General features: G+C 70.9%; 20 protein-coding genes, 1 tRNA gene and 2 pseudogenes. 5 read left to right on the top strand and 18 right to left on the bottom strand.

Annotation, left to right across the window (positions count from 1 at the left end; genetic code table 11):
* The first annotated feature begins 29 nt into the window (after positions 1–29).
* The gene (locus tag ABZ354_RS06075; protein WP_358653443.1) at positions 30–467 is read left to right on the top strand and encodes a hypothetical protein; all 438 of its coding nucleotides are present in this window, start codon (positions 30–32) and stop codon (positions 465–467) included.
* Between the two features lie 96 nt (positions 468–563).
* A complete protein-coding gene (locus ABZ354_RS06070; RefSeq protein WP_358653441.1) occupies positions 564–1433 on the top strand; it encodes a fused MFS/spermidine synthase in 870 nt (289 codons plus the stop codon).
* Between the two features lie 45 nt (positions 1434–1478).
* On the opposite strand, the gene ABZ354_RS06065 is transcribed toward ABZ354_RS06070, so the two are convergent.
* From ABZ354_RS06065 to ABZ354_RS06045, 5 genes are all read right to left on the bottom strand, one after another.
* Positions 1479–1658: a hypothetical protein gene (locus ABZ354_RS06065; RefSeq protein WP_358653770.1), complete on the bottom strand. Its 180-nt coding sequence runs from the start codon at positions 1656–1658 to the stop codon at positions 1479–1481.
* Between the two features lie 99 nt (positions 1659–1757).
* On the bottom strand, positions 1758–3242 hold the full coding sequence (locus ABZ354_RS06060; protein ID WP_358653439.1) for a GH1 family beta-glucosidase: 1485 nt from the start codon (positions 3240–3242) through the stop codon (positions 1758–1760).
* A gap of 107 nt (positions 3243–3349) precedes the next feature.
* Positions 3350–4258 carry a carbohydrate ABC transporter permease gene (locus ABZ354_RS06055; RefSeq protein ID WP_358653437.1) on the bottom strand — a complete coding sequence of 303 codons (909 nt, stop codon included), beginning with the start codon at positions 4256–4258 and terminating at the stop codon, positions 3350–3352.
* 12 nt (positions 4259–4270) lie between these two features.
* Positions 4271–5302, bottom strand: a complete 1032-nt coding sequence (locus ABZ354_RS06050) for a sugar ABC transporter permease (RefSeq protein WP_358653435.1) — start codon at positions 5300–5302, stop codon at positions 4271–4273.
* 5 nt (positions 5303–5307) lie between these two features.
* The gene (locus tag ABZ354_RS06045; RefSeq protein WP_358653433.1) at positions 5308–6627 is read right to left on the bottom strand and encodes an extracellular solute-binding protein; all 1320 of its coding nucleotides are present in this window, start codon (positions 6625–6627) and stop codon (positions 5308–5310) included.
* 385 nt (positions 6628–7012) lie between these two features.
* Here ABZ354_RS06045 and ABZ354_RS06040 point away from each other — a divergent pair, with 385 nt between their 5' ends.
* Positions 7013–8068, top strand: coding sequence for a LacI family DNA-binding transcriptional regulator (locus ABZ354_RS06040; RefSeq protein WP_358653431.1), 1056 nt, complete (start codon positions 7013–7015; stop codon positions 8066–8068).
* A 213-nt stretch (positions 8069–8281) separates the two neighbouring features.
* On the opposite strand, the gene ABZ354_RS06035 is transcribed toward ABZ354_RS06040, so the two are convergent.
* The 4 genes and pseudogenes from ABZ354_RS06035 to ABZ354_RS06020 all read right to left on the bottom strand — a co-directional run.
* Positions 8282–8354: transfer RNA gene (locus ABZ354_RS06035), tRNA-His, on the bottom strand.
* A 114-nt stretch (positions 8355–8468) separates the two neighbouring features.
* Positions 8469–9071 carry an oligoribonuclease gene (gene orn / locus ABZ354_RS06030; protein ID WP_358653429.1) on the bottom strand — a complete coding sequence of 201 codons (603 nt, stop codon included), beginning with the start codon at positions 9069–9071 and terminating at the stop codon, positions 8469–8471.
* A 136-nt stretch (positions 9072–9207) separates the two neighbouring features.
* Positions 9208–10483 (bottom strand): annotated as a pseudogene (locus tag ABZ354_RS06025) (helix-turn-helix domain-containing protein).
* A 423-nt stretch (positions 10484–10906) separates the two neighbouring features.
* A pseudogene (locus tag ABZ354_RS06020) lies at positions 10907–11143 on the bottom strand (hypothetical protein); the annotation flags it as partial.
* A 306-nt stretch (positions 11144–11449) separates the two neighbouring features.
* Here ABZ354_RS06020 and ABZ354_RS06015 point away from each other — a divergent pair.
* Positions 11450–11977: a universal stress protein gene (locus ABZ354_RS06015; RefSeq protein WP_358653427.1), complete on the top strand. Its 528-nt coding sequence runs from the start codon at positions 11450–11452 to the stop codon at positions 11975–11977.
* 69 nt (positions 11978–12046) lie between these two features.
* Here ABZ354_RS06015 and glmS read toward each other — a convergent pair whose 3' ends face one another.
* Positions 12047–13864, bottom strand: coding sequence for a glutamine--fructose-6-phosphate transaminase (isomerizing) (glmS, locus tag ABZ354_RS06010; RefSeq protein WP_358653425.1), 1818 nt, complete (start codon positions 13862–13864; stop codon positions 12047–12049).
* A gap of 13 nt (positions 13865–13877) precedes the next feature.
* Entirely contained in the window at positions 13878–14135 is a 258-nt protein-coding gene (locus ABZ354_RS06005; RefSeq protein WP_358653423.1) for a hypothetical protein, read from the bottom strand.
* A 179-nt stretch (positions 14136–14314) separates the two neighbouring features.
* Here ABZ354_RS06005 and ABZ354_RS06000 point away from each other — a divergent pair, with 179 nt between their 5' ends.
* On the top strand, positions 14315–15886 hold the full coding sequence (locus tag ABZ354_RS06000; RefSeq protein WP_358653421.1) for a beta-N-acetylhexosaminidase: 1572 nt from the start codon (positions 14315–14317) through the stop codon (positions 15884–15886).
* 92 nt (positions 15887–15978) lie between these two features.
* Here the strand turns inward: ABZ354_RS06000 and ABZ354_RS05995 are convergent, their stop codons facing one another.
* The 7 genes from ABZ354_RS05995 to ABZ354_RS05965 form a co-directional block, all read right to left on the bottom strand.
* Complete coding sequence (locus tag ABZ354_RS05995) at positions 15979–17751, bottom strand: IucA/IucC family siderophore biosynthesis protein (protein WP_358653419.1); 1773 nt, start codon at positions 17749–17751, stop codon at positions 15979–15981.
* Positions 17748–18278: a GNAT family N-acetyltransferase gene (locus ABZ354_RS05990; protein WP_358653417.1), complete on the bottom strand. Its 531-nt coding sequence runs from the start codon at positions 18276–18278 to the stop codon at positions 17748–17750. The genes ABZ354_RS05995 and ABZ354_RS05990 overlap by 4 nt, the downstream gene beginning before the upstream one ends.
* On the bottom strand, positions 18275–19567 hold the full coding sequence (locus tag ABZ354_RS05985; RefSeq protein ID WP_358653415.1) for a SidA/IucD/PvdA family monooxygenase: 1293 nt from the start codon (positions 19565–19567) through the stop codon (positions 18275–18277). The genes ABZ354_RS05990 and ABZ354_RS05985 overlap by 4 nt, the downstream gene beginning before the upstream one ends.
* Positions 19551–20993 (bottom strand): lysine decarboxylase DesA, encoded by a 1443-nt coding sequence (gene desA / locus ABZ354_RS05980; protein ID WP_358653413.1) that lies wholly within the window; start codon positions 20991–20993, stop codon positions 19551–19553. Before desA ends, ABZ354_RS05985 begins: the two co-directional genes overlap by 17 nt.
* A 223-nt stretch (positions 20994–21216) precedes the next feature.
* The gene (locus ABZ354_RS05975) at positions 21217–22098 is read right to left on the bottom strand and encodes a siderophore-interacting protein (RefSeq protein ID WP_358653411.1); all 882 of its coding nucleotides are present in this window, start codon (positions 22096–22098) and stop codon (positions 21217–21219) included.
* Between the two features lie 91 nt (positions 22099–22189).
* Positions 22190–23236, bottom strand: a complete 1047-nt coding sequence (locus ABZ354_RS05970) for an ABC transporter substrate-binding protein (protein ID WP_358653409.1) — start codon at positions 23234–23236, stop codon at positions 22190–22192.
* 273 nt (positions 23237–23509) lie between these two features.
* Positions 23510–24670, bottom strand: a complete 1161-nt coding sequence (locus tag ABZ354_RS05965) for an acyl-CoA dehydrogenase family protein (RefSeq protein WP_358653407.1) — start codon at positions 24668–24670, stop codon at positions 23510–23512.
* Positions 24671–24673 lie beyond the last annotated feature (3 nt).

Genomic DNA, 24673 nt, shown 5'->3' with positions numbered 1-24673 from the left:
GATTCAGGGGTTCCGTCGTGGAGGCCGGGATGGAGACGCACCAGAGCAACGTTCCGCGTACGCCGACGACCGTGGGCGGTGCGCCGGGCGGGACGTGCGGCACACCGACGTCCGGAGGAGCCGCGTGCGACGTCGTCACCGTGCCGGCCCGGCAGGGACTCGAGGCGGTCGACATCCTGCGCCGCGCGGCCGCCGAAGCGGTCGGCCCCGTCCTGCACGACGGCGGTGGCACGCTGGGCTTCCTGGTGCCGCCCGGGACGGCCGCGGCGTGGGACCTGCCCGGCAGCACCTGTACGGAGACCGACGGCCGGGGCCCGGTCCTCGCCGTCCCCGAACCGCCCGCGGCGGCGGACTCCGGCTGGCTGCTGCCGCCCGGCGACGCCGACCCGGCGACGGACCCGGCGGTGCTGCGCGCGGCGCTGGGCGAGGCGGCCCGGCTGATCGAGGCGGCGGACAGCTGCCGGTGAGCGGCGTGCCCGTTCCGGCTGCCGTCCCCCGAGCCTTCCGACCGGCGCCGCGACCTGTGCGGGCGGTGCCCCCGTCGGGTCCTCGATAATGAGCCAATGGGAAAGTCCAGGAGTCCCCGGCGGCGGCAGGCCGGGGCCGAGACCGTCGTGGAGAACGTCGACGGCGGCAGCGCGCAGCTCATACCCGACCGGGACCGGCCGCGGGCCTGGACGCTCCTCATCGACGGCGCCCCGCAGTCGCACGTCGACCTCGACGACCCGGGCCATCTCGCCTTCGACTACCAGCGCCGCCTCGGCCACGTCATCGACCTGGCCGCCCCGCCCGGCAGGCCGGTGCACGCCGTGCACCTCGGCGGCGGCGCCTTCACCCTGGCCCGCTACGTCGCGGCCACCCGCCCCCGCTCCACCCAGCAGGTCGTCGAGCGGGACGCGGCCCTCGTCCAACTGGTCCGCCGCGCACTGCCGCTGGACCCCGGTGCCCGCATCCGGGTGCGGTCGGTGGACGCGCGCGAGGGGCTCGCGAAAGTGCCGGACGGCTGGGCGGACCTCGTCGTCGCGGACGTCTTCAGCGGGGCCCGTACCCCGGCCCATCTGACCTCGGCGGAGTTCCTCGACGAGGTCCGCAGGGCGCTGAAGCCCGGCGGGGTCTTCGCGGCCAACCTCGCCGACGGGCCGCCGCTCGCGCACCTGCGCGGGCAGATCGCCACCGCCGCCGCCCGGTTCGCGGAACTCGCGCTGGTCGCCGACGCGGCCGTGCTGCGCGGCAAACGGTTCGGCAACGCGATCCTGGCAGCCTGCGACCACCCGCTGCCGCTCGCCGAACTCACCCGCCGCGCCGCCTCCGACCCGCACCCCGGCCGCGTCGAACACGGCAGGACGCTGACCGACTTCACGGGCGGCGCCCTGCCCGTGACGGACGCGACGGCGGTGGCGTCACCGGCTCCGCCCGCATCCGTGTTCCACTGACCGGCACCCGGGCGGCGACGAGGGACGCCGGGCCGACGAGAAGCGTCAGTAGGTGGTGACGCCGACCCGAGGCGGGCCGTCGTGCCACGTGCGGAACACCGTGACCCGGTCCACGCCCGCGGTGAACTCCACGCGGATCCACTTCTGGGCCCGGCGGCCCACGATCCGCCGCGCGCCCTGCCCATCACCGCGGCCGGGGGTGAGCAGGGCCTTCGCCGCCGGCAACTGACCCGGACCGCACGGCAGCGGCCCGCCCCGCGGCACACGGACCCCGGCCGCACGGCGGTACGACCGGGAACCACGACGATCCGGGAAAACGGGGAATCACGCCCCGGCCGGCTCACCCCCCGTCCGTCTGGGTCGTGCCGCGTCCTCCAGGGCGTCGGTCTCGGGCAGCGCCCCCGCCCGGGCCGCCCGGCCGTACCAGTGCGCGCTCGACTTCGGCGTACGGACCTGGGTGGCGTAGTCGACGTAGACCGCGCCGAAGCGCTTCTCGTAGCCGTAGGCCCACTCGAAGTTGTCCATCAGGGACCACAGGTAGTAGCCGCGGACGTCCGCGCCGTCCGTGAGGGCGCGGCGCACCGCCGACAGGTGCGCGTGCAGGTAGGCGACGCGCTCCGGGTCGTGGACGCGGCCGTCGGCGTCGGGCTTGTCGTCGTACGCGGCGCCGTTCTCCGTGATGTACAGCGGCAGGCCGGGCGCTTCGCGGGTGTAGCGCATGATCAGCTCGTGCAGGCCGGTCGCGTCGACGGTCCAGCCCATCTCCGTGCGGTCGCCCGGCGGCTGGTGGAACATCACGTCGTCCGCCGCCGGCCACGGCGAGTGGTCGCTCGCGCCGTGCCCGTCGGCGCGCGGAGCGGTCGCGTTCGGGTCGGCAGCCGACACCAGCGTCGGCGTGTAGTAGTTGAGGCCCAGGGCGTCCAGCGGCTGGTTGATCGCGGTGAGGTCGCCGTCCTGGACGAACGACCAGTCGGTGAGCGACGACGTGGCCCGCAGCAGCGTCTTCGGGTAGGCGCCGTGCAGGATCGGGCCGTGGAAGATGCCGCTGGACAGGTCGTCGATCTGCCGGGCTGCCGCCAGGTCCGCCGGGTCGTTCGTGACCGGGCGCACCACCGACGAGTTGAGGCTGAGGGCCACCGTGTTGCGTGACGGCATGACCGACCGCAGCGCCGTCGAGCCGAGCCCGTGCGCCAGGTTCAGGTGGTGGGCGGCCCTCAGCGAGGCGACCGGGTCCGTACGGCCCGGGGCGTGCACACCGGAGGCGTAGCCCAGGAAGGCGCTGCACCACGGCTCGTTGAGCGTGATCCACTGCTCCACGCGGTCGCCGAGCGCCTCGCCGACGAGCTGCGCGTACTCCGCGAACCGGTACGCCGTGTCGCGCTCCGGCCAGCCGCCCGCGTCCTCCAGCTCCTGCGGCAGGTCCCAGTGGTAGAGGGTCACCGCGGGCTTGATGCCGTGCGCGAGGAGTTCGTCGACCAGCCGGCGGTAGAAGTCCAGGCCGACCTGGACGGCCGGGCCGCGGCCCGTCGGCTGCACCCGCGACCAGGAGACGGAGAAGCGGTACGCGTTCAGGCCCAGGTCGGCCATCATCGCCACGTCGTCGCGGTAGCGGTGGTAGTGGTCGACGGCGACGTCACCGGTCTCCCCACCGGCGGTCTTGCCCGGCGTGTGGCTGAAGGTGTCCCAGATCGAGGGGGTGCGGCCGTCCTCCCGTACCGCCCCCTCTATCTGGTACGCGGAGGTGGCTGCGCCCCAGAGGAAGGCGGGAGGAAAGGTCACCGGGGTCACCGGCTGTGCGGAGTCAGGCATGGAAGCGCTCCCATAGGAGGTCGTGGAGACCGACGGGTAGGAGGGTGGATGAAAAGGGGCGGAAGGGGCCGAGGTGGCGGAGGCCCGGCCCCGTGGGCGCGGCGCTGTCAGCCCTTCACCGCGCCCTGCATGATGCCGCCCACGATCTGCTTGCCGAAGATCGCGAAGACGATCAGCAGCGGCAGCGTGCCGAGCAGCGCGCCGGCCATGATCAGGGACTGGTCGGGGGTGTAGCCGCGGCCCAGGCCCGCGACCGCGACCTGCACGGTCGGGTTGCCGTTCTGCGTCAGCACCAGGAACGGCCACAGGAAGTCGTTCCAGGTCTGCACGAACATCAGCATGCCCAGCACGGCCATGGCGGGCCGCGCGGCCGGGAACACCACGTGCCACACCACGCGCCAGCTGCTCGCGCCGTCGACCCGGGCGGCCTCGATGATCTCGTCCGGCAGCGCCTGCGTCAGGTACTGCCGCATGAAGAACACGCCGAACGCGCTGACCAGCGAGGGCAGGATGACCGCCTGGAGTTGGTCGGACCAGTCGAGCTTGGCCACCATCATGTACAGCGGGATCACGCTGAGCTGCGGCGGCACCATCATCGTGCCGACCACGATCAGCATCATGGCGTTGCGGCCCTTGAACCTCAGCTTGGCGAAGGCGAAGCCGGCGATCGTGGACAGGAACACGATGGTGCCCGCCGAGATGCCGGCCACGATCGTGGTGTTCAGGAACGCCTCGCCCAGGTTGGCGTCCGTCCAGGCGATCTCCAGGTTGTCGAACAGGTTGGAGCCGAACCAGAACGGCGGCGGCGTCTCGGCGAGCCGCTGGTTGTCGCGCGAGGCGGCGATCGCCGTCCACACCAGCGGGAACAGCGAGCCGATGGTGAACAGCGCGAGAACCAGGTACGCGAACGGGCCCGCGTGCAGTTGTCCGCCCGCGCGGGCCGCCTTGGTCCGCAGGAGGCGCCGGGACTGCTTCGGCGCCGCGTCGTCGGGGCTCTTCGTCAGGGTCGTCGTCACGGCCGGTTCTCCTTAACCACTGGCGCGCAGCCGGCGCGAGATGACGTAGTTGATGATCCCGGTCACGATGAGGATCAGGAACATCGCCCAGGCGATCGCGGAAGCCCGGCCCAGGTGCTGGTTCACCCAGCCCTGCTCGTACAGGTACAGGCCGAGCGTCTGGAACTGGTGCTGAGAGCCGCCGGATGCCCCCTTGTTCGCGTCGAACAGCAGCGGCTCACCGAACACCTGCGAGGCGCCGATGGTCGACACGACGACGGTGAACAGGATCGTCGGGCGCAGCGACGGCAGTGTGACGTGCAGGAACTGCTTCCAGCGGCTGGCGCCGTCGAGCGCCGCCGACTCGTACAGGTCCTGCGGGATCGCCTGCATCGCCGCCAGGTAGATCAGCGCGTTGTAGCCGGTCCAGCGCCAGATGACGATCGTCGACACGGCGGCCTGGGAGGCCCAGGTCTCGTTCTGCCAGTCGATGTTGTCGACGCCGATCATGCCGAGCGCCCAGTTGATCATTCCGTAGTCACGGCCGAACAGCAGCACGAAGACCAGGGAGGCCGCCGCGATGGACGTCGCGTACGGGGCGAGTATCGCGACCCGGTAGAAGGTCGAGGCGCGCAGCCTGTAGTTGAGGATGTGGGCGATGCCCATGGCCATCAGCAGCTGCGGAACGGTGGAGATGATGCCGATGGTCAGGGTGTTGCGCGCCGCGTTCCAGAAGAAGTCGTCGTCGAAGATCCGGGTGTAGTTCTTCAGGCCCACCCACGTCATGTCCGTGGGCGCGGTCAGCTCGACCTGGTGCAGCGACGCCCAGCCGGTATAGACCAGTGGGAACAGACCGAAGGCCAGGAACAGCAGGAAGAACGGCGAGACGAACGCGTACGGACTCCAGCGCATGTCCCGCTGCCAGCGGCGGGACAGCTTCGCGCGCCGCTTCTCGTCGGGCTGCGAAGAGCCCTGGGAGGAGTCCTCCGAGGGTTCCTTCGCCGGGCGGCCCGGGGCCGCGCCCCCCTCCAGGGGGGACGCGGCGGTGTCGTGCCTGGTTGCCATCCCGGTCACTGGTCCAGGTTGTTGTCGATGGTCTTGGTGGCCGTCTCCCACGCCTCCTCGGGCGACTTGCCCTGGGCGACGAGGATGACGCCGTTGTCGGTCAGACCCTGCTGGATGATCTGGTCCTTCGGGCCGATCACCTGCACGGGGCTGTCCTTGGCCGCCGCCGCGAAGATCTCACCGATCGGCGCGTCACCGGTCATGTCGTTCTTGGCGCCCTTGACCGCGGCCGACTCGTACGCCGGCGGGGTGCTCGGGAAGCTGCCCTGCTTGGCGAACAGCTTGGCCTGCTGCTCCGGCGCGGTCAGCCACGCGGCGAGCTTCGCGGCCTCCTCGGTGTTCTTGCCGGACTTCGGCACGGCCAGGAAGGAGCCGCCCCAGTTGCCGGACTTCGGCGCCGCGGCCACGTCCCACTTGCCGGCCGACTCGGGCTTCGACTTGCCCTTGATGTAGCCGAGCATCCACGGCGGGCAGCTCATCGCGGCGAACTTGCTCTTCGCGATGGTGGTGTCCCAGGACGGCTGGAACTGGGTCTGGTTGCCGACCAGCTTGTCCTGCGCGGCCTTCGCCGTCAGGTCGAACGCCTTCTTGACGGCCGGGTTCTTCTTGTAGACGACGTCGCCGGACTTGTCGTAGAAGCGCTCGGTCTCGCTGCTCAGGATGGCGTTGATCAGGCCGCCGGGGGAGTCCAGGAAGGTGGTGCCCGCGGGCGCCTTCTTCTTGTAGTCCCGGCCGACCTCGACGAACTTGTCCCAGTTGCCCGCCCAGAGCTTGCCGACCTCCTCGCGGTCGGTCGGCAGGCCGGCCTTCTCGAAGAGGTCCTTGCGGTAGCAGATGGCCATGGGGCCCACGTCGGTGCCCAGACCGACGGTCAGGCCGTCACCCGTGGTGGCCTGGGCCCACTTCCACTCCAGGTAGTCGCTCTTCTTGCCGTACTTGGCGAGGTCGACCAGCTTGCCGGACTGGGTGGCGACGATCTCGGCGATGTTGCCGACCTCGACACCCTGGATGTCCTGAAGGCCGCTGTTGGTGGTGAGATGGTTGACGAGCGCGGGGTAGTAGTTCTCGTTCCGCTCGACCACCGTCTGCTGGATGTCGATGCCGGGGTGGAGCTTCTCGTACTCCGCGTACAGACCGGCTTCCTCGAAACCGAACGTGCCGAAGAGTCCCAGGCTGATCTTGGTCTTGCCGCCGCCGCCCTCCGAGGACGACCCGGAGCTGTCGTCGCCGTCGTCGGCACAGCCGGCCAGCAGCCCGGCGCCCAGCGACGCGACGGCCGCGAGGACCAGCGCCTTGCGCGCGGTTCGAGAGGGTGCTGCTCGCATTGCTCCTCCTGTTGCCCTGACGTGCCGACCCCCCGGCCAACGGCGTTGTCGGGCCCGTTAGTTTTCAGCTGCGGCTCGGGCGGGGAACGTGCGGGATGTGTAAGTGCCAGGTACTGTGGGAGCGCTCCCACATGTGATGTATTGAAGGTTCGTCTGTCCGGGCGGGGGTGTCAAGGGACCGGACGCGAGGAGATGTCTTCAGTTATCGGGCTGTTAACTGGACCGCGAAGGTTCCGTTTCGGCCACCCCCGGACGGCCGCGAAACCGGGCCTTCGCGCGTGGACCGGGGCCGGGGCGGACGGGCGCGGGAGGTCATCGTGTCCGAGCGGGCTGTTAAATTCCAGGCCAGCCGCAGATCGCGGGGTGTCGACGGGAGGCGGAGCCAATGGCAGGCCACGGAGCGCGGGGCCGGAGCGGCGGTCGGCCGACCCTGGAAGAGGTCGCCGCGCGCGCCGGAGTGGGACGCGGCACCGTTTCGCGGGTGATCAACGGCTCGCCGAGGGTCAGCGACGCGACGCGCGCCGCCGTGGAGGCGGCAGTGGCCGAACTGGGCTACGTCCCCAACACGGCCGCCCGCGCGCTGGCCGCCAACCGCACGGACGCGATCGCCCTCGTCGTCCCCGAGCCGGAGACCCGCTTCTTCGCCGAGCCGTACTTCTCCGACATGCTCAAGGGCGTCGGCGCGGAACTGTCCGAAACGGAGATGCAGTTGCTGCTGATCTTCGCGGGCAACGACCGGGAGCGTCAGCGCCTGGCCCAGTACCTGGCGGCCCACCGGGTGGACGGCGTCCTGCTGGTCTCGGTCCACGCCGACGACCCCCTGCCGGACCTGCTCTCCCAGCTGGAGATTCCGGCGGTGATCAGCGGCCCGAGATCGGCCGGGGAAACCCTCCCGTCGGTCGACTCCGACAACTACGGCGGCGCCCGCTCGGCCGTGGAGCACCTGCTGGCCCGCGGCTGCGGCCGGATAGCCCACATCACGGGCCGCCTCGACGTCTACGGCGCGCAGCGCCGCATCGACGGCTACCGGGACGCGCTGCGTGACGCGGGACACGAGGTGGACGAACTCCTCATCGAGCCCGGCGACTTCTCCGAGGGGGGCGGCCGCCGCGCCATGTCCGTGCTCCTGGAGCGCCACCCCGACCTGGACGCGGTCTTCGCCGCCTCCGACGTGACCGCGGCGGGCGCCCGCCAGACCCTGCGCGACGCGGGCCGGCGCATCCCCGACGACGTGGCCCTGGTCGGCTACGACGACTCGGCCATCGCCCGCCACATGGACCCGCCCCTGACCAGCGTCCGCCAGCCCATCGAGGAAATGGGCCGCCGGATGATCGACCTCCTCCTCACGGAGATCGCCGACCGCCGCCCCTCGGCCTCCCGAGGCCTGGAACGCCGCCGGGTGGTCCTGGCGACGAAACTGGTACCGCGCCTGTCGGCGTGACGCGCCACGCGCGTGGGCGGCCCGGCGTCGCGGGGGCACATCTTCCGGAGACCGGCCGCCGTACGACGGGAGCAGGAGGCGGGGCGGGGAGTGGCGCGGGGTTCGTGGGGCCGCGCCCGCGGAGTCGCCCCACCCGGCCCTCCACGACCTGCGGCGCCGCCGAGAATGACGAAGGGCCGGTCCGTCGTGACGGACCAGCCCTTGATCATTGAGGGTGAGTGACGGGACTCGAACCCGCGGCATCCTGGACCACAACCAGGTGCTCTACCAGCTGAGCTACACCCACCATGACCGGCGTGGGAAACAGTGATTCTCCCGACCGGCCGAGAAAAAGTGTACAGGGTCCGAAGGGGTGCTCGCGCACGTGTTTCGCGGCTCCCCTCCGGCGGCCCGGGCGGGTCTACTCGGCCGACGACACGTGCTTCGCGGCGATCGTCCTGACGGTGTCCGTGTCCGGGCCCGGCTGGGGGACGAAGACGGCCTCGCGGTAGTAGCGCAGTTCCGCGATGGACTCGCGGATGTCGGCGAGGGCGCGGTGGTTGCCGTTCTTCTCGGGGCTGTTGAAGTACGCCCGCGGGTACCAGCGCCGGGCCAGCTCCTTGACCGACGACACGTCCACGATCCGGTAGTGCAGGAAGCTCTCCAGCGTGGGCATGTCCCGCAGCAGGAAGGCGCGGTCGGTGCCGACGGAGTTGCCGCACAACGGGGCCTTGCGGGGCTCCTTCACGTACTCCTTGATGTACGCGAGGACGCGCTCCTCGGCGTCCGCCAGTGTCGTACCGCCGGGGAGCTCCTCGAGCAGCCCGGACGCGGTGTGCATCTGGTGGACCACGTCCGGCATCGTCTCCAGCGCCTGCTCCGGCGGGCGGATGACGATGTTCACACCCTCGCCGAGCACGTTCAGCTCGGAGTCGGTGACGAGGGCGGCCACCTCTATGAGCGCGTCGTCGGACAGCGAGAGGCCGGTCATCTCGCAGTCGATCCACACCATGCGATCGTTCATGGGGCAACCCTACGGCCCGGCTGGGCGATTCTGTGCCGTCCTGGTGGGACCGGTGGGGGCGCGAGACGCCGGGGGACGGGAAGAGCCCGCGGGAAGCCTTGCTTCCCGCGGGCCCCTCATGCGCGCATGGTGTCCGTCACATACCGCCGCGCTGTCCCGGAAGACTCGCCCGGCTCTGCAGGTACGCCTCACGGCCGTGGTCGGACGCCGCCGCCGACAGGGGCCCCGAGCCCCCTATGGCGCTCGCCGCCGTACGCCGCGACTGCATCGGGACCGCGCTGTCCGGATGCATACCGGAGTTCCCCGCCGGGCCGAGCGTGCCCGGATGGCCCATCGGGGCCGGCTGCCCCGGCGAGTGCGCGCCGGTGTCGGCGTCCGGCTGCCTTTCGCCCTGTGGCCTGCGGGCCCGGTAGGCCGCCCGGTAGGCGGCGGGCGAGGACCCGAGCTGGCGGCGGAAGTGCCCGCGCAGCGCGACCGGTGACCGGAAGCCGCAGCGGCCGGCGACTTCGTCCACGGAGTAGTCGGACGTCTCCAGCAGCCGCTGTGCCTGGAGCACCCGCTGGGTGATCAGCCACTGCAGTGGGGCGGAGCCGGTCAGGGACCTGAAGCGGCGGTCGAAGGTGCGGCGGCTCATGTAGGCGCGTGCCGCCAGTGTCTCCACGTCGAACTGCTCGTGGAGGTGCTCCAGCGCCCAGGCGACGACTTCGGCGAGCGGGTCGGCGCCGATCTCCTCTGGTAAAGACCTGTCGAGGTAGCGCTCCTGGCCGCCGGAGCGGCGCGGTGGGACCACCAGGCGGCGGGCCAGCGCGCCGGCCGCTTCGTTGCCGTGGTCCGTGCGCACGATGTGGAGGCACAGGCTCGATCCCGGCGGCGGTGCCGGCGGAGGTGAGGACGTCGCCGTCGTCGACGAACAGCTCTCGCGGGTCGACGTGCACCGACGGATAGCGTTTGGCCAGTGTCGGCGCGTACATCCAGTGTGTGGTCGCGGGGCGGCCGTCCAGCAGGCCCGCCGCCGCGAGGACGAAGGCGCCGGTGCACAGGCCGACGATGCGGGCGCCTTCCTCGTGTGCCCGGCGGAGCGCGTCGAGCGCCTCTTCCGGGGGCGGTGAGGTGATCGAGCGCCAGGCGGGCACCACGACGGTGCCTGCCCGGGAGATCGCCTCCAGGCCATGTGGCGCGGTGAGTTCAAGCCCGCCGGTGGTTCGCAGTGGGCCGTCCTCTCCCGCGCACACCAGTAGCCGGTAGCGCGGAACGCCGGCGTCCTGGCGGTCGATTCCGAACACCGACAACGGTATGGAACTCTCGAAGATGGGGCCGCCGCTGAAAAGCAGCACCGCGACGATCTCCTTGCGGCGTCGCCCGGCCAATCTCCGGGCCGCCGTCTCCGGCGCGGCAGTGGAGTCGTGGCTCATACTGCTAAGCCCCCCTCGGTGGTCGCGGCTCCTCGGTTGTGTCGCACCTGCACGTTTCCCCTCGGTCCTGCACGAGTCCCCCGCCGTAGAAAATCAAGATCGAATCTACTGTGTCGCGTGGTGTTGACGTGACCCGGTTCAGCACCGGGCTCATTGTCGACTTGGCAACTTGGCGTAAAGCATTCGATCACGAAGCGTTGCACTCGGGGAGGGTGCAGGGAAGTGCGCCTTCTCGCAGTGGCCAATCCGCGTACGGTGCGCGGGGCCCTTGAGACCCTTTCCGTGCAGGTGGAACGGGGGTTGGGGGGTCCCAGAAGGGGGGGATGTGCACATTCCAGAAGTTGGCTGAAAACAGGCGTCGAGGTGAATGGAAACCGGTCAACCGGCCGGTGTACGCCCCTCAGTGTGCCTGTTGTCGTCGCGCGCGCCCCGCTCGGACTGTCGCAGCAGGACGCGGCAGACGCCCGTGACGGCCGCGAGTCCGAGTGCCGTGCCCGCGGTGCCGGCCAGGGAGGTGCCGTACCAAAGCAGGACGACGGGGACGAGGACGCAGCTGAAGGCCGCCCAGCGGACCACGTCGCTCACGCTGTCCGGCCGGCGCTCGGGGAGGGACGGCCCGGCCGCGTCCGATGCCTCGGATGGGTGACGGGGACCGGACATGCGTACTCCCTGGGATCTGGCTCTCGGGGTTCAACGCGTGCTCGATCACTCGGTCACGCGTAACCGACCGTATGGGCACAGGTGCGTGGGTCCCGCGCAAACAGGCTGTACGGGGCAGCGGCCGTTGCGTGGTGGGCGCACCCTCGTGCATGCTCCCTGGAACCCGTCCGGACCCCGTGCGAGAACTGGGGAAAGCGAGGAGTGGCGCCGTAGCCTTGGGGGTATGGGGTGGGGACAATGTTCCCGGACACGGCCCCGCGCACCGTGTTCGTCCCATCCATAAAGGATCAAAACGCCGAGACAGCCATGGCCGGTCACGAATTCTTCGAACCCGCGGACCGCAAGCGGCCGGTCGCCGATCCGACGGCGGCCGATCCCCTGGCGGCGGAAGAGACACGTCACTCGTGTGATCCCGCCTTCAAGCACGGCGTCGTCGTCGGCTTCGACGGCTCCACCTCCAGCGAGCGTGCCCTGGCCTACGCGATCGGCATGGCGCACCGCTCCCGCGCGGGTCTGATCATCGTCCACGTCGCCAACCGGCTGCCCACCACGGTGTGGGCCGGCTGCGAGCCGCCGGTCTTCGTCGACGTGCCCGACCACCGCACCGAGGTGCTGGGCCTGGAGCTCGCCTGCGCCGAGTACCTGGCCGAGGTGCCCTGGATCCTGGTCGAGCGCGGCGGCGACATCTGCCACGAACTCGAAGAGGTGGGGCAGGAGTACGAGGCGGACGCGATCGTGGTGGGTTCCACGCACGGCCTCGTGGGGCGCATGTTCGGGTCCGTCGCCGGCCGTCTCGCCAAGCGGGCGAAGCGGCCCGTCGTCGTCATTCCGTAGTCCTCCGCCACGCCTCGGCGAGGTGAGCGGGCCCGCGTCCCTCTCGGGGCACGGGCCCGTCCGCTGCCGCTACTCGACCGTGACCGACTTCGCGAGGTTCCTCGGCTTGTCGATGTCGCGGCCCAGGGTCAGGGCGGTGTGGTAGGCGAGGAGCTGGAGGGGGATGCCCATCAGGATCGGGTCCAGCTCGTCCTCGTTCTTCGGGACGACGATGGTGTGGTCGGCCTTGGCCTGGTGCTGGTGGGCGACCGCGACGATGCGGCCGCTGCGGGCCTTGATCTCCTCCATCGCGGCGCGGTTCTTCTCCAGCAGGTCGTCGTCCGGGACGATCGCGACCGTGGGCAGGGCCGGCTCGATCAGGGCGAGCGGACCGTGCTTCAGCTCGGAGGCCGGGTAGGCCTCGGCGTGGATGTAGGAGACCTCCTTGAGCTTCAGGGAGGCCTCGCGGGCGACCGGGTAGCCCCGGACGCGGCCGATGAAGAGCATGGAGCGTGCCTCGGCGAACTGCTCGGCCAGCTTCTTGATCTCCTCCTCCTGCTCCAGCATCTCGGCGATCTGAGCGGGCAGCTTGCGCAGCCCCTCGATGATCCGCCTGCCGTCCCGCACGGAGAGGTCGCGGGTGCGGCCCAGGTGCAGGGCGAGCAGCGCGAAGGCGACCGTGGTGTTCGTGAAGCACTTGGTGGAGACCACGCAGACCTCGGGGCCCGCGTGCACGTAGACGCCGCCGTCGGCTTCGCGGGCGATGGCCGAACCGACCACGTTGACCACGCCGAGGACCCGCGCGCCCTTGCGCTTCAGCTCCTGGACGGCCGCCAGGACGTCGTACGTCTCGCCGGACTGGGAGACCGCGATGTAGAGGGTGTCGGGGTCCACGACCGCGTTGCGGTAGCGGAACTCCGAGGCCGGTTCGGCGTCGGCGGGGATGCGGGCCAGCTCCTCGATCATCTGCGCGCCGATCATGCCCGCGTGGTACGAGGTGCCGCAGCCGAGGATCTTCACGCGGCGGATCCGGCGGGCCTCGCGGGCGTCCAGGTTGAGGCCGCCGAGGTGCACGGTGGAGAAGCGGTCGTCGATCCGGCCGCGCAGCACACGGTCCACGGCCTCGGCCTGCTCGTGGATCTCCTTGTGCATGTAGGTGTCGTGGCCGCCCATGTCGTACGAGGCGGCCTCCCACTCGACGGTGGTGGGCTCGGCGGTGGTGCGGGTGCCCTCGGTGGTGTACGTGCGGAAGTCGTCCGCCTTGAGGGTGGCCATCTCGCCGTCGTCCAGGGTGACGACCTGGCGGGTGTGGGCGACCAGCGCGGCGATGTCCGAGGCGACGAACATCTCCTTCTCGCCGATACCGAGGACGACCGGGGAGCCGTTGCGGGCGACGACGATGCGGTCGGGGAAGTCGGCGTGCAGCACGGCGATGCCGTACGTGCCCTCGATGAGCCGGACCGTCTCGCGGACCTTGTCCTCCAGTTTCTCCGCCCGTGAGCGGGCGATGAGGTGGACGAGGACCTCGGTGTCGGTCTCGGAGAGGAACTCGACGCCGTCCGCCTCCAGCTTGCGGCGCAGGTCGGAGGCGTTGTCGATGATGCCGTTGTGGACGACGGCGACCTTGCCGCCGGCGTCCAGGTGCGGGTGGGCGTTCACGTCGGAGGGGGCGCCGTGGGTGGCCCAGCGGGTGTGGGCGATGCCCGTGGTGCCCTTGAAGCGCGCCGGGACCTTCGCCTCCAGGTCACGGACCCGGCCCTTGGCCTTGACCATCTTCAGGCCGGCCGCCTTCGGGGAGGTCACGACGATGCCCGCCGAGTCGTAGCCGCGGTACTCCAGCCGCTGCAGGCCCTCCAGCAGCAGGGGAGCGACGTCACGCTTGCCGATGTATCCGACGATTCCGCACATGTAGGGGTGTTCCTCAGCCGTAGACGATGCGCCGCAGCTGCCTGAGCGAGAGCTCGGGCGGGGCCACCGCGCGGTAGGTCAGATCCGCCGCGATCCGTTCGAAGATCTCCGCGTTCACCAGGCCCTGGGCCCGCAGTTCGCGGTGGCGGCGACGGACGAACTGTTCGCTCGTCTCGTCGAAGTAGGCGAGCACGTCCTGGACCACGCGCAGTGCCTCGCCCCGGCTCAGGGGCGTGGACCGCGTCAGATGATCGACCAGTTCGTCGTGCACCCGGTCGATCCTGAGGGACCGCGTGCGCTTTCGCAAGAAATCTGCCCGATATCGGGCAGGAGTAGTTGTGTGCCGAGCATCGACGCCCGCGGGGTTCTGCGGGAGAGTGGTCTCTACCAATTTCGAAGGGAGCGCATGTGACACGGCACCACAGATCGACGCCCCGCACGTCCCCGCGTATGACCCGGCTGCTCGGTTCTCTGCTGCTGGTGGCGGCCGCCGGGGCCTTCTCCGTCGGAGCCGCGCCGGCACCCGGCCCGGGAGCAGCCGCCACCCCGCTGGACCGCGTCGTCCCGGCCCCGGCCGCCGCCGAGCCCGGCGGAACCCCGTACCGCATCACGGCCGGTACGCACATCCGGGCCGACTCCGGGGCCGCCCGCGAGGTCGGGCAGTACCTCGCGGACGTCCTGCGCCCGTCGACCGGCTACCGCCTGCCGGTCACCGACCACGGCAGCGGCGGCATCCGGCTGCGCCTGGCCGAGGGATCATTCGGCGAGGAGGGCTACCGGCTGGACAGCGGCAGCGCCGGGGTCACCATCACCGCCCGGGGCCCGGCCGGGCTCTTCCACGGTGTGCAGACGCTGCGGCAGCTCCTCCCGGCCGCCGTCGAGAAGGACTCCGTGCAGCCCGGGCCCTGGCTGGTCGCGGGCGGCACCATCCGCGACACTCCGCGCTTCGGCTGGCGGGGCGCCATGCTCGACGTGTCCCGGCACTTCTTCGGCGTGGACGAGGTCAAGCGCTACATCGACCAGCTGGCGCTCTACAAGATCAACAAGCTGCATCTGCACCTCAGCGACGACCAGGGCTGGCGTATCGCCGTCGACTCCTGGCCGAACCTGGCGGCGCACGGCGGCTCGACCGAGGTCGGCGGCGGGCCCGGCGGCCACTACACCAAGGACCAGTACAAGGAGATCGTCCGGTACGCCTCCTCCCGGTTCCTGGAGGTCGTCCCGGAGATAGACATGCCGGGGCACACCAACGCGGCGCTCGCCTCGTACGCCGAACTGAACTGCGACGGCGTGGCGCCCCCGCTCTACACCGGCACCCGGGTCGGCTTCAGCTCGCTGTGCGTCGGCAAGGACGTCACGTACGACTTCGTGGACGACGTGGTGCGCGAGATCGCCGCGCTCACGCCCGGCAAGTACCTCCACATCGGCGGCGACGAGGCGCACTCCACGTCGCACGACGACTACGTGGCGTTCATGGACCGGGTGCAGCCGGTCGTCGCCAAGTACGGCAAGACGGTCATCGGCTGGCACCAGCTGACCGGCGCCCACCCGGCCGAGGGCGCCATCGCCCAGTACTGGGGTGTGGACGCCAGCAGCGCCGCCGAGAAGGCACGGGTGGCCGCGGCCGCGCGGAACGGCACGGGGCTGATCCTCTCCCCGGCCGACCGGGTCTACCTCGACATGAAGTACGACGCGAACACCCCGCTCGGCCTGTCCTGGGCGGGCTACGTCGAGGTGCAGCGGTCCTACGACTGGGACCCGGGCGCCTATCTGCCGGGCGCCCCCGCCTCGGCGATCCGCGGTGTCGAGGCGCCGCTGTGGACGGAGACCATCCAGAACTCCGGCCACATCGACTTCATGGCCTTCCCCCGGCTGCCCGGCGTCGCCGAACTGGGCTGGTCCCCGGCCGCCACGCACGACTGGGGGGACTACCGGGAGCGGCTGGCGGCGCAGGGGCCGCGGTGGGACGCGCTGGGCATCGGCTTCTACCGGTCGCCGCAGGTGCCCTGGCCGGCGGCCTGACGCCCGTGACACGGTGACGTGCTGACGTGCTGACGTGCCGGCGGGCGCCCCGGAGGACCGTCTCCGGGGCGCCCGCCCGTCCGTGCGGGCGGTCACAGCCCCGCGACGGGGTTCTGCAGCGTGCCGGCGATCCGGAGTGCGCCGGACGGGTCCGCGAGGTCCACCATCTGCTGGTTGTCGCGCAGCTGGAGGCGGTTGAGGCAGGAGCGGGGGAACTCCTCGGCGAACAGGTCGAACCGCCGGAACTTCTCCGCGAGCTCCGGCACCGACGCCTGGTACGCGCGTATGACCTCCGCGACCGTGCGCCAGAAGCCGTCCTCCTCCAGCACGCCCTCGCTCGCGAGGTTCGTGGCGAGGAAGCGGAAGAAGCAGTCGAAGACGTCGGTGAAGACCGACAGGAGCTTCAGGTCGTCGGGGACCTCCACGCGGATGCGGGCGACCTCGGGCGGCAGTACCGCGTCCGGGTCCATGACCGCGATCTCCTCGGCGATGTCCTTGTAGACCGCGCGCCGGACGACGCCGTCCTCGAGGACGAGGATGACGTTCTCGCCGTGCGGCATGTACACGAGGTCGTAGGCGTAGAAGCTGTGCAGCAGCGGGGTGAAGTAGGCGCGCAGGTAGTGCCGCAGCCAGTCCGTGGGCGTCAGGCCGGAGCGCTCGATCAGGGCGGCCGCGAAGGACGCGCCCTCGTGGTCGACGTGCAGCAGGGAGGCCATGGTGGCGAGCGTCTCGCCGTCCCGCAGTGACGGCACCGGGCTCTCCCGCCACAGGGCGGCGAGCATCTTGCGGTACGGGGAGTAGCGGTCGGTGGCCTGCTCGTACTCCAGGTGCCGGTAGCCGACGGCGGCCCGCTCCCGGATGATCGTCAGGCCCGTCGACTTCAGCACCGGGTCGCTCTCGACGAGCTGGGCGAGCCAGTCGTTGATGGCCGGGGTGGCCTCCATGTAGGCGGCCGACAGTCCGCGCATGAAGCCCATGTTGATGACGGACAGGGCCGTCTTCACGTAGTGCTTCCCGGGGTGCGAGGTGTTGAAGAAGGTCCGGATGGACTGCTGGGCCAGGTACTCGTCCTCGCCCTCGCCGAGGCACACCAGGTGCCCGCGGGCCACCTCGGCGGCGAAGGTGACGGTCAGCTTGTTCCACCACTGCCAGGGGTGGACCGGGATGAACAGGTAGTCGGCGGGGTCGAGGCCCCTGTCGCGCAGCAGGCCGTGGAAGCGCTCCGCGGTCGTCTCGCCGAGCTCCTGCCGTACGAACGGCTCGTACTCGATGCCGGCGCCCGCCGTGAACGCGGCGCGGGAGCGGTGCGCGGCCAGCCACACCAGCCGGACCGGGCTCGCGGTCTCGGGCGCGTACGACAGGTACTCGTGGATGCCGAAGCCGAGCCGGCCGTTGTTCGCGACGAAGCAGGGGTGGCCCTCGGTCATGCCCGTCTCGATGGCCTGGAAGTCGCTTCTCGCCAGTTCGGCGGACGTGACCTGCGGTTTTGTGAGCTTGTAGCAGGTGCTGGAGAGAGTGGAGGAGATCTCCTCCAGGTAGACGGGCAGGATGGCGTCGCTCAGGCCGAGGGCGTCCTTGAACTCGATGAGGAAGTCCGCGGTGGCGAGGGGGAGTGCGGCACCGCCTCGGTGGCGGGTGATCGATCCGGCGTCGACCTGCCAGTGGTCGAGGGCGCGGCGGACGGCGGTGAAGCGGTACTCGGTCGCGCCGTCGTCGCTGCGGACCGTGTACGTGCCGGCCCCCGTCTCCTCGGGGGTGATCAGTCGTTCGTGCGCGAACTCGGCGAGGGCCTTGCGGATCAGCAGGCGGTTGGCGCGGGCCCAGCTCTCGGGGGAGAGGTGGGCGACGGCGTCGGCGAGGCTCATGCGGTCACTCCCGTGGCGGCGGCGAACTGGTCCCGGGTGCAGAAGCTCAGCAGCGCCTTCTTCTCCGGCTTCTGGATCTCCCGCTCGGGCACGAACCCGACGGCGGCGTTCAGGGCGTGTACGGCCTGGTTGGCGACGTCCGGTTCGACGACCACGCGGGCCGTGGCCGGGCTCTCGAAGAGGCGGGCCATGACGGCGGTGATGACGGACCGGGTGAAGCCGTGCACGGGCCTGTCGGCCGGGGGAGTGAGGAAGTGCATGCCGACGTCTCCGGGCCGCGCCTCGTACAGGCCGGCCAGTTCGCGGTGGGCGGGGTCGTAGCGCTCCATGAGGAAGACCGGTGCGCCGTCGTGGAGGCCGAGTTCGGCGTGGTGGTGCTCGTCGGCGTCGATCTCGGCGTAGGCACGCTCGACGTCCTTCAGGCTCGCGTCCCGCATCATCCAGAACGCGGCCTTCGGGTGGGTGACCCAGCCGTGCAGCAGCCCGGCGTCCTTCCGGGGGTCGACGGGGCGGAACGTGAACGTCATACGGCGAACTCCTGGAACGCGATCGTCTTCTCCACCGGGTAGTGCTCGACGCCGAGCAGCTCCCGGATGATGCAGCTGTTCCGGTAGGCGCCCATGCCCAGGTCGGGGCTGGTGACGCTGTGCGTGTGGACACCGGCGTTCTGGAGGAAGATCCCCCGGCCGGTGACGTCGACGGCGTAGTTGCGGGCGACGTCGAAGTTGCCGTGCGCGTCGTGGACCAGCCGGTCTCCGACGGGCTTGAGGAACTCCGGCTCGACGTACCGGTAGCCGGTGGCGAGGATCAGCCCGTCGGAGGTCAGCCGGAAGTCCTTCTCCTGCTCCTCCTGGCGGAAGGTCAGCTCGTAGGTGCCGTCCCGGTGACGGGCGCCGGTGAGGGCCGAATTGGTGAGCAGGCGGGTGGGGACGGGACCGGCGAGGTTCTTCTGGTAGAGCAGGTCGAAGATCTCGTTGATCAGGTCGCCGTCGATGCCCTTGAACAGGCCCTTCTGCTGGGCCGTGAGCCGGTAGCGGGTCCGCTCCGGCAGCGCGCGGAAGTAGTCGATGTACTCCGGGGAGGTCATCTCCAGCGTGAGTTTGGTGTACTCCAGCGGGAAGAAGCGCGGGGAGCGCGTGACCCAGTTCAGCCGGTAGCCGTGGACGTCGATCTCACTGAGCAGGTCGTAGTAGATCTCGGCGGCGGACTGGCCGCTGCCGACGAGCGTGATCGACTCCTTCTTCTGGAGCTCCGCCTTGTGCTGCACATAGCGCGAGTTGTGGATGAAGTCCCCGGCCAGGCCCCGGCAGGCCGCCGGGACGTACGGCGGGGTGCCGGTGCCGAGGACCAGGTGCCGGGCGCGGTACGTCTCGTCGTCCCGGGTGCGTACGACGTACAGCGCGTCCGTCTCGTCGTACGTGACCTCGGTGACCGTGCTGCCGAAGCGGATACTGGTCAGCTTGTTCGCGGCCCAGCGGCAGTAGTCGTCGTACTCGACGCGCAGTGGGTAGAAGTTCTCCCGGATGTAGAACGAGTAGAGCCGCCCCCTCTCCTTCAGATAGTTCAGGAAGGAGTACGGCGAGGTCGGGTCGGCGAGGGTGACCAGGTCCGACAGGAACGGTGTCTGGAGGTGGGCGCCGTCCAGGAACATGCCCGCGTGCCACGCGAAGTCGGGCTTCGACTCCAGGAACACGCCGTCGAGTTCGGCGATGGGCTCGGTGAGGCAGGCCAGGCCGAGGTTGAAGGGGCCCAGGCCGATTCCGACGAAGTCGTAGGTCGTGGCGGTGGACGCGGCGGCTTCAGGAAGCGCGGTCAAGGGACTCTCCCAGGTACTGCTCGGCGTGGCCGGCGATCAGGTCGAGGACGGCGGCGATGTCGGACGCCGTCGTCTCGGGGTTGAGCAGGGTGAACTTCAGGTAGTGGCGGCCGGCGACCTTGGTGCCGGCGACCACCGCGTCGCCGGAGGCGAACAGGGCCTTGCGGGCGTAAAGGTTGGCGCGGTCGGCCTCGGCCGGGTCGGTGTTCGCTGCGGGGAGGTGGCGGAAGACGAGGGTGGACAGCGCGGGCTCGACCGCGACGTCGAAGCGCGGGTCGGCCGCGAGCATCCGCCAGCCCTCCCGGGCCAGGTCCACGACCTCGTCGAAGAGCTGTCCGATGCCGTCGGCGCCCATCACGCGCAGCGTCATCCACAGCTTGAGCGCGTCGAAGCGGCGGGTGGTCTGGAGGGACTTGTCGACCTGGTTGGGGATTCGTTCCTGCAGCATGCGGCGCGGGTTGAGGTACTCCGCGTGGTAGGTGGCGTGCCGCAGGGTGGCGGCGTCGCGGACCAGTACGGCCGACGAACTCACCGGCTGGAAGAAGGACTTGTGGTAGTCGACGGTCACCGAGTCGGCGTGCTCGATGCCGGTCAGGCGGTCCCGGTGCTTCAGGGAGGTGAGCAGCCCGCAGCCGTACGCCGCGTCGACGTGCAGCCAGGTGCCGAACCGTTCGCACAGCGCGGCGATCTCGGGCAGCGGGTCGATGGAGCCGAAGTCGGTGGTGCCGGCGGTGGCGACGACCGCCATCGGGACGAGGCCGTCGGCGACGCAGCGCTCCAGTTCGTGGGCGAGTGCCACCGTCCGCATCCGCTTGTCCTGGTCGACGGGGACGACGACCACGGCGTCGGGACCGAGGCCCAGCAGCTTCGCCGACTTCTTCACGCTGAAGTGACTGGCCTCGGAGGCGAAGACGCGCAGCCTGCCGAGGTCGCGGGACTTGGCCTCCTCGCGGGCCAGCAGCAGTGCCTGGAGGTTGGACTGCGTGCCGCCGGAGGTGAACACGCCGTCGGCGGCGGGGCCCAGGCCGATGCGCGCGGTCGTCCAGTCGATCAGCTTGCGCTCGATGAGGGTGCCGCCGGCCGACTGGTCCCAGGTGTCCAGTGAGGAGTTGACGGCGGACAGGACGGCCTCGCCGAGCACGGCCGGTATGACGACCGGGCAGTTGAGGTGGGCCAGGTAGCGGGGGTGGTGGAAGTAGACCGCGTCCCGGAGGTAGACCTCCTCCAGTTCGTCCAGCGCGGCGGTGGTGTCGTGCAGCGGCCGGTCGAGGTCGATCCCGTCGATGCGGGGGGCGAGGGTGTCGACCGTGATGCCGGTGAACGGCCGGTCGGTGGTGGCGAGTCTGGCGGCCACCCGCTCGACGCCTTCGGTCACGGAGCGGCGGTAGTGCTCCGCGGTGGTGTCGTTGAGCAGGTGCGAGCGCATGGAAGAGTCCTCCGGTGGGGACGGTCCGTGAGGGACGGGAGAGTCAGAACCGCGGCTGTGAGTTAGGTTAGCCTAACCTAAACGTTCGTGGTATCCCGGCGCCGCCGTGACCACCTCACACCCGGTTCGGACCGGCGGTCGTCACCGCCGGACGGCGGCGCCCGCCGCCCGCACGGGAGTTGGTCCCCGACGGACGGGGCGACCGCTCGGACCCGGGCGTGGGTCAGTCCTCCCGCTCGCGCAGCTGCTCCTCGGTGAGCCCCTGGCGCCAGTAGCCCACGAACGTGACCCGGCGACGGTCGACGCCCCGCTCGCGCACGAAGTGCCGGCGCAGCTCCTTCACGCGACCGGACTCGCCGGCGAGCCACACGTACGGCCGCCCGGCGGGCGGCAGCGGGGCGGCGCGCAACGCGGACAGGGCCAGGGGGAGGCCCCGTTCGCCGGTCCCTCCACGGGGCTCGGCGCGCACCAGCCAGGTGATCTCCGCGTCGGCCCCGGTCGTGACGTCCTGGATGTCACCGGCGTGCGGCACCTCCAGCCACACCCGGGCGCGGGTGCCGGCCGGCAGTGACTCCAGGCCGGCCAGCGCCGCCGGTACGGCCGTCTCGTCGCCCCACATCACCACCAGGTCGGTGTCCCGGGGCGGGCGGAACCTGATCGCCCGGTTGTCCGCGACGGCCGGGCCGAGCAGCAGCACCCGGTCACCGGCGGCGGCCCGCGCGGCCCACCGGGCGGCGGGACCGGCCAGCGCCGACGTGCCCGGCCCGACGCCGTGCAGCACGAAGTCGATGTCGATCTCGCTGGTCTGACCGTCGGCGTCCGTGCGCAGCGCCCGCAGCGTGTAGGAGCGCATCACCGCCCGTACGTCCTCGGGGAGGTCGCGCCAGCCCCGCCACCAGTCCTCGCCGAGCTCGACCGGCACCGCCGGTTCGCGCTGGCCGGGGTGCGGCAGGAACAGCGACAGGGACTGGTCGCGTCCGTCGGAGCGGAACGCGTGCAGATCGGCCCCGGCGAAGGTGACCCGGACCAGGGACGGACCGAGCCGCTCCGTCCGTACGACCTGGAGAGAGAAGAAACGGAACGGGGCGGCTACGGCGGTGGGCATGGGTGCTCCTGGGTCCGTCGTCGGTCTGGGGCCTGTCGTCCGGACCGGTCCGGCCGTGAGGTGCTGCGCCTCCTGGCCGGACCGGGTGGCGTCAGGCGGTCTTCTTCGCCTTCTCGATGGCCTCGGCGAGGTTTTCCAGCAGCGGCACGCACTTGTCGTACGACAGGATCGGTTCCGGGGAGCGCGGGATGACCTGGCCGGCCCTGACGGCGGGCAGCTTCTTCCAGGTGCCCTCGGTGATGTCGGCGGGCTGGATGGCCGAGGAGCGGTCGTCCATCATGATGATGTCGGCCGGGTACGTGTCGGCGTTCTCCCAGCTCAGGCTCTCGAACCAGCCGCCGCCCTCGGCCTTGGCCTTCTCCGGCGGCTCCACGAGGTTCACGCCGAGCGCCTTGAAGTACTCCAGGTCCAGGGAGAGGTTGGTGCCGGAGACGTAGAACAGGTCCTGGCTCGCGGAGCCCGCCATCACCGTGATGCCGGGGTGGGCCTTCGCCGCGGCGCGCAGCCGGGCGGCGGCCCTGTCGAAGCGTTCCTTCGCCGCGGTGATCCTGCTCGACCTCACGTCCGCGCCGAGGGACTTCGCGAGCTCCAGCATGCGGCCGAGGGCCACGTCGAGCTTGCGGTCGTAGGCGGAGACGGCCACGCTCGGGGCCAGCTTGGCGATCGTGCCCCGGGACTCCTCCGGCACGTACCAGAGGGTGCCGTCGGCGTCGAAGGTGGTGGTGATGAGGACGTCCGGGTCGAGGGCGGCGTACTTCTCCACGTTGAAGGAGCCCCAGACGTTGCCGAGGACCGTCACCTCGGAGATGTCCATGTCGCCGGCCTGCACGTCCGGCTTGCCGTCGGAGGTCCTGGTCGGGCCGAAGACGCCCTTGACCCGGATGCCGTAGTCGTACAGGGCGGCGCCGACGCCGGTGAAGGCGACGATGTTCGCGGGCACCGTGTCGAGTTCGACGGTCCTCTCGCGGTCGTCCGTGAACTTCCAGGGCCCGGACCCGGCCGCCGTCGTCCCGTCGCCGGAGCCACCGTTTTTCGCGTCTTCGTCACCGCAGGCGGCGAGCACGGCCCCGAGTCCGAGGGCGCCACCGGCGGCCAGGATGCCGCGGCGGGTGGGGTGTGGGGCTCTGGCGTGGGACATGATGGCGGCTGCTTTCGAGCGGGGCGGAACGCCCGTCGGACACGTTGAAGGTAGGTTAGCCTAACCTCACATGATGTCCAGTGGGGAGTGTGCCGCGGTGCGCCCGGGCGTGACCTCGTGACGTGGCGGACCCGCCCCGCGAGGGCTCCTCGCCCCGCGCCGCGGGCCAGGGGCCCGGGGGTGTGACTCCGGTGCTCCGCAGGCGGGCCGGGACGGCGTACGGCCGGCCCGCGCCCCGAGGCGCCGGCCGGCCGTTGCCGGGGTGTCGCGGGGTCAGCTCGTCAGGCCCAGTTCCCGCGCGATCAGCATGCGCTGGACCTCGCTCGTGCCCTCGCCGATCTCGAGGATCTTCGAGTCGCGCCACATGCGGGCCACCGGGTACTCGTTCATGAAGCCGTAGCCGCCGTGGATCTGGGTCGCCTCACGGGCGTTGTCGACGGCGACCGTGGAGGAGTAGAGCTTGGCCATGGCCGCCTCCTTCTTGAAGGGCTCCCCGGCGACCAGACGGCACGCCGCGTCCCGCCAGGCCAGCCGGGAGGTGTGGGCCTTCATCTCCATGTCGGCGATCTTGAACTGGATCGCCTGGTTGGTGCCGATCGCCCGGCCGAAGGCATGCCGCTCCTTCGCGTACTTCACCGACTCGTCCACGCAACCCTGCGCCAGGCCCGTGCCCAGCGCGGCGATGGCGATGCGGCCCTCGTCCAGGATGCGCAGGAACTGCGCGTAGCCGCGGCCCTCCTCGCCCAGCAGGTTGGCGGCCGGGACGCGGACGTCGGAGAAGGACAGCTCACGCGTGTCCGAGGCGTTCCAGCCGACCTTCGAGTAGGGCGCGGCGACCGTGAAGCCCGGGGTGCCCGACGGGACGATGATGGCCGAGATCCGCGGCCTGCCGTCCGGCTTGCGGCCCGTGACCGCCGTGACCGTGACCAGGCCGGTGATGTCGGTGCCCGAGTTGGTGATGAAGCACTTCGTGCCGTTGATGACCCACTCGTTCGTCGTCTCGTCCAGCCGGGCCGTCGTACGCGTCGCGCCCGCGTCCGAGCCGCCGTCCGGCTCCGTCAGGCCGAACGCGCCCAGGATCTCGCCGGAGCACAGCCGCGGCAGCCACTCGCGCTTCTGCTCCTCGGTGCCGAACAGGTGCAGCGGCATCGCGCCCAGGGAGACGCCGGCCTCCAGGGTGATGGCCACCGACGAGTCCACCCGGGCGAGCTCCTCCAGGGCCACGCCCAGCGCGAAGTAGTCACCGCCCATGCCGCCGTACTCCTCGGGGAACGGCAGGCCGAACAGGCCCATGCGGCCCATCTCCCGCACGATCTCGTACGGGAACTCGTGCCGCTCGTAGAAGTCGCCGATCTTCGGCGCCACGACGTCGTGTGCGAACGCCTCGACCGTGCGGCGGAGTTCTTCCAGTTCGGGGGAGAGCTTGTGGTCCATCGG

The sequence above is a fragment of the Streptomyces sp. NPDC005925 genome (assembly GCF_040638805.1).
GTDB lineage: Bacteria > Actinomycetota > Actinomycetes > Streptomycetales > Streptomycetaceae > Streptomyces.
Note: the sequence above shows the minus strand (reverse complement) of the source record. Positions and strands in the feature narration are given on the sequence as shown.